Annotated in this window: 2 protein-coding genes and 1 pseudogene; all 3 read right to left on the bottom strand. The window is 34.2% G+C overall.

Annotated elements, in window-relative coordinates; genetic code table 11:
• Positions 1-136: pseudogene (locus CXY28_RS08865) on the bottom strand (restriction endonuclease subunit S); the annotation flags it as partial.
• Positions 137-500: 364 nt separating this feature from the next.
• Positions 501-1,877 carry an MFS transporter gene (locus tag CXY28_RS08400; protein ID WP_100980469.1) on the bottom strand — a complete coding sequence of 459 codons (1,377 nt, stop codon included), beginning with the start codon at positions 1,875-1,877 and terminating at the stop codon, positions 501-503.
• A gap of 251 nt (positions 1,878-2,128) precedes the next feature.
• On the bottom strand, positions 2,129-3,808 hold the full coding sequence (locus tag CXY28_RS08395; RefSeq protein ID WP_416136878.1) for a DUF262 domain-containing protein: 1,680 nt from the start codon (positions 3,806-3,808) through the stop codon (positions 2,129-2,131).
• Positions 3,809-3,926 lie beyond the last annotated feature (118 nt).

Below are 3,926 nucleotides of genomic sequence, written 5' to 3'. Positions count from 1 at the left end.
TTTTAATCTCGGCAATATCCCCAAGCTTTACTTTTTGCCAAGCTTGATTGAAGCCTTTCAAGCGTTTTCTTTGGCTCAATAGTTCAAAGCTCAAAGCTTTTTTAACGCTTTCTTTTTTAAGAATGAGATTTTTAAGATAAATCTAATCTACAAGATGATTACTCTGTTATTATACCAAAAATCTACAAAACTAACCTTAAAGAATGTTTTTTTTATTAAAGCTCACATTCTTTTTTTCTATTCTTCCCTCTTTTTTTCTTTTTTTTTTTTTTTGAAAGCACTAATACATGATCTAATATTACTTATCAAAAAACAAAAACTTCTTTCCCTTTATTACAATATAATTATGCGGAAAATTTTTCCGCTTTCTGTTTAATTATCGTATTCATGAGAGCTCAAAAGCTTAAAATAATCTTAAATTTTTAGGCTATTTAACAGCATTTTACTTTAAGTCATTTTTGCACTATAAGCTTAAAACTTAAATAATAACGCTTCCTTTTTTAGCTTTTTCCCTCTTTCCATAAAGTTTCTCTATTGTAAATTGGTGCCATTAAAAGCGATACGATAAAAGCGATTAAAGCAACCACAAAAATATAAAAGCTTAAACCATAACTTTGCAAGCTTTCAGGCGCTGCTATGGCTTTTGCGTTTAACCAGCTTGAAAGTTGAGGGGTAAAGCCAGCGGTTATAGCATAGGCTATGTTATAAGCAAAGGAAATCCCGCTAAAACGGATTCTAGCGTTAAACACATCGCTCATGAAAATGGGGCAAAAATTCATAATACCCGCGCAAAAGCAGGCTAAAAAGTATAAAACTATGGTATTGACTAAACTTGGCACGTTAGAATAAAATTCTTTAAAGAATAAAAAGCCAAAAAAACCAAAGGCCGCACTAAAAGCCATACAAACTTTGTGCGGTTTGATTTTATCGGCCAAAAACCCGGTTAAAATAATAGAACTTACAATACCAACAAGTCCTAAAATTTGAAAATAGGTTTTTTCAAAAGGAGTGAAATTAAAATTAGGATGCATGAGGGTAAAATTGGGAACAAAAAGGATAAAAATCAAAATACAAGCGGTTAAAACCCAAGTGATAAGCATGGAGATTGATATACCAAAGAGAGAGTTTTTAAACACCTCTTTAAGCGGGAATTTGACTAAGGCATCGTCCTGCTTCATTTGCTGAAAAACAGGAGTTTCTTCTAAAAAGCGCCTCAAATACACAGAAATGATACCAAAAATCCCTCCAAGCCCAAAGGCAACCCTCCAAGCCCAATCTTCAACAACCGGCTTGTCAAAAACCATATAAATCCCGATATAAACCAAACTCCCAAGCAAGATCCCAGAAACTACGGAAGCGGTTAAAAAACCAATATAAGTGTTTTTTTGGCCTTGCGGGGCATGTTCATGGACAAAAACCCAAGCGCCAGGCAATTCACCACCCACAGCAACGCCTTGACAAATCCTAACAAACACCAAAAAAACAGGAGCTATATAACCAAGATAATGAGCGTTTTTTAGGCTAAGTCCCATGCTATCAACGCCAAAACTCACCAAATCATTAAAAGTTGGCATCAAAGCGAGCGCAAAGGTTGGGATCACCATCAATAAAATAGAGAGCATGAACATGTTTTTACGACCGAATTTATCCCCAAAGTGGGCCATCACTATGCCGCCAAGCGGGCGCGCCAGATAACCTGCAGCAAAGATACCATAAGTGTTGATTTCAGACCAAATAGGGCTGAGCGTGTTCGGGAAAAAGTGTTTGGCAATGATACTCGTAAAGAATACAAAGATAATAAAATCATAAAACTCTAAAGTCCCCCCAAGCGAAGATAACCCTAAGGTTCTTATCTCTTTTTTGCCTAAATGTTTTATTGATTATCCTTTCACTAAGGCTATCGCCCTTTTAATTTTTCATTTTGAAACTAAGATTGATAAAATTAATATAGCTACCTTACACCTTAACGGCATTTTTAGATAACAAGCAGTAAATGAAATTTATTATCGTTCAAAAAGTGAATCATTCTACCTTTTTTATCATTAAACATCACTTAAACGATTTTACATTTTGTTTTACCCGTTTTGTCAAAACGCTTTACCCGATTATATCAGCAAAAAAAACACTCCTATGAAGACTTAGGTAATAACACTTCTTTTAATTTTTTAATGATAGCTTCTTCTCTTGTTTCACGAAATTCCTTTATGTTTTCCCATTCTAATTTTAGGGTAGGGTCAATATAATTTCTTTTTTTATACTCTTCTATGGCTTGCTCATTTTTATATTCTTCTTTGAGCCACACTTCAGGGTCTTTATCCTTTTTGGCACTGTTTTCTGCACCTTCTAAAAGCTGGAGATTGAATAAATAATTCCCCCACTTATAGAAATCTTTATTTAATTTTTTATTTTTATCATTAAACTTGGACTTTGGATAAATATGGTCTATATGAAAAGTGGTGGTTTTATAGTTCAAGTTTGGGTATAAGATTTGTAAAACAGGAAAGACTAAAGCATGGCTACTAGAACACATCATTTCTTCTATAGCATCGTTAGTGATTTTTAAAGGGCATGTTTGGTGTTTGGCTAAATTGTGGTTGAATGATTCAAAGGTTTTCACATCCTTCATGCTATTGGCTATGTTGTTTAATTTTGTATCCGTTGAAGGAGTGAAATAACTCGTGATTTGAGCGTTGCGGACAAATTTTAGGGCTTGTTCCTTATCGTTCTCATTCATTTTTGAATTTAAAAAATAAAAATAGGCTAAACTGGATAAAATATAAGCTGAACCCAGATAGCCCGCATAACCAAAATTTTCTAATAGTTTTGCAGCGTTATAAATGCTTTCTGTAATCTTTTCCCAATTTTCTTCAATCTCTTTGATATTTTTTTTATTAAAATTTTTTAATTCAAAAGTAGTGTCTTTACCAATGAGAAGCAAGCAAGTTTTTAGCACCTGATCTTGCCCCACATTTGGAAAGCCTTTGTCTTTTAAAGCATCTACTAGCTCATTCATTCTTTCTCTAATATCGCTTGAAAAGCTTGCTGTCAAAATAGACATCAATAAATCAGAATAGCTTAACTTAACCCCGCCGCTATTGACACGGATAAAAGTATTTAAAACCTTATTAAGATTTTTTTCTTTTTCTTCAAAAAATGAAATGAGCTGCTTGTTGTGAAAAGCGTCTTTTAGCTTTTCTAGTAAGTCCAATTCATTCTCTTTTAAACCATGTTTTGTTACATAATTTAAAGCACCATTTTCCAACTCTAAAATATCCCCCACCTTAAACCAAAAATGCTTTTCATCGTTTTCAGGCGTTTTGGCATGGAATTCAAACTGGTAATTGTCTTCTGGATTGTCCATGTTTGGCTGGTACTTCAAATTCAAATACAAACGCTTCTCTTCATAAGCGTTATCGTTTCTAGCCCACTTTTTTTTAAGCGTTCTAGTGCCTTTAAGCCCGATATAAAGCGAGGTTAAACGCTGTTGGCCATCTAGGACAATATACAAATCATCACACCTAATTTGTTCAATACGGATTTTTTCATTGTGAGGCTTTCGCTCATCGTAATTTTCAATAAATTTATAGAGTTGGAAATTGAGTTTATCGCTATCTTGTTCATCGCTCTTGGCTATATCCTCTTTTTGTAATTTCCAAAATAAAAAAGAGCCGATAGGATAGCCCCTAAGAATGGAGTCAAAAAGTTGCTCTATCTTTTTTTCATCGGCTTTTTTGAGCCACACGTATTCACGCTGAATGTCAGGCAAAAAATAACGGACATTCAATTCATCTACCACATCTTTAACCACCCAAAGCAGAAATCCCAAATATCTTTAGTGTTTGGGATGAATGCTACCAATTCATGGTATCATATCCCCATACATTCGTATCTAGCGCAGGAAGTGCGCAAAGTTACGCCTTTGGAGA

The organism is Helicobacter pylori, from assembly GCF_002832345.1.
GTDB classification, from domain to species: domain Bacteria; phylum Campylobacterota; class Campylobacteria; order Campylobacterales; family Helicobacteraceae; genus Helicobacter; species Helicobacter pylori_CP.
Note: the sequence above shows the minus strand (reverse complement) of the source record. Positions and strands in the feature narration are given on the sequence as shown.